We start from the raw sequence: 1,051 nt of genomic DNA, 5'->3' as shown, positions 1-1,051 counted from the left end.
CCTGCCCCCTACGCCCGCGCCCCCTCAGGTCTGAGGGGTCCGGGCTCAGGGGCGTCGTGGACGGGGCTCGAGCTGGACGCAGGGGGCCTCCACGCCCTGCGTGTTGCTCGCATCGACCTGACGGAGCTGGACGCGCGTCTGGCCCTCACAGTCGGCGGACACCAGCGCGCTCCGGGTGTTCTTCACGGTGAGGGCTTCGGCTCGCAGCTGGCCGTCTTCGAGGGCCAGCAGCACGGAGCCGCCGGCGTCGTGGACCTCGATGCCGCGGGCCTCCAGCGTCGCGTGCGTGTCCGCCGCCAACGCCGCGAGCTCGCAGGCGGAGAGTCTGGCGTCCCGCAGCACCACGTGGGCCCGCTGCGTCGCCAGCACGCACGTGCCCTTCACTCCGTGGACCGCGACGGCTTCGACGTCCGCGTCCACCTGGCGCAGGTGGAGACCGTCTCCGGCGATGCCGTCCGCCGTGCTCACGCCCGTGATGCGTCCGTCGCGCAGGCGCAGGCGCCCCTGCAACGCCACCACGCCGTACTCGCGCGAACCCTCCAGTCGGAAGCGCCGGACCTCCAGGTCCGAGTTCGTGAGCTGCAGGGCCCCGTAGGTGCCCGCATCCTTCACGGCCACGTCCTCCAGCAGGCCGCTCGTCGCCGTGAGCCCCAGTCCCGCCCGCTGAGCGTGCTCCGAGGTGAAGCCCCGCATTGACAGCCGGGCCCGGTTCGTCGTCACGCCGTACTCGTGCCCCTGGACCCGCACGTCCACTAGCTTCAGCGTGCCCTCCACCGTGAGGAACGCCGGCCCCGTGCCCCCTGAGGCCTGCGCCCGCTCGACCTCCGCCACGCCCCCTTCCTGGCTCAGCGCCACCTGGGGTCCCTGGAAGCACGTGCCTTCCAGCCGGACCGTGGCGCCGCCCCGGACACGCACCGCGCGCTCGTAGGGTCCCGTGAAGCCGCTGTCCCGGAGGAGCAGGGTCGGCGGGACGGACGCTCCCGCCCGCGCCTCGACGAGCACTCCCACCGCGACCGGAGGGGCGACTTGCGCAGAGGGGGGCTTCCAGGCG

The 1,051-nt window shown here is 73.8% G+C and carries 1 protein-coding gene; it reads right to left on the bottom strand.

All coding sequences use genetic code 11. The annotated features are described in order from the left end of the window. Positions 1–45: 45 nt before the first annotated feature. Positions 46–1,051, bottom strand: a 1,006-nt coding sequence (locus D7V93_RS43395; protein WP_208723367.1) for a hypothetical protein, incomplete at its 5' end; no start/stop codon positions are given.

The sequence above is a fragment of the Corallococcus llansteffanensis genome (assembly GCF_003612055.1).
Lineage (GTDB): Bacteria > Myxococcota > Myxococcia > Myxococcales > Myxococcaceae > Corallococcus > Corallococcus llansteffanensis.
The sequence above is the reverse complement of the archived record's forward strand: the minus strand, read 5'-3'. Positions and strand labels throughout refer to the sequence as shown.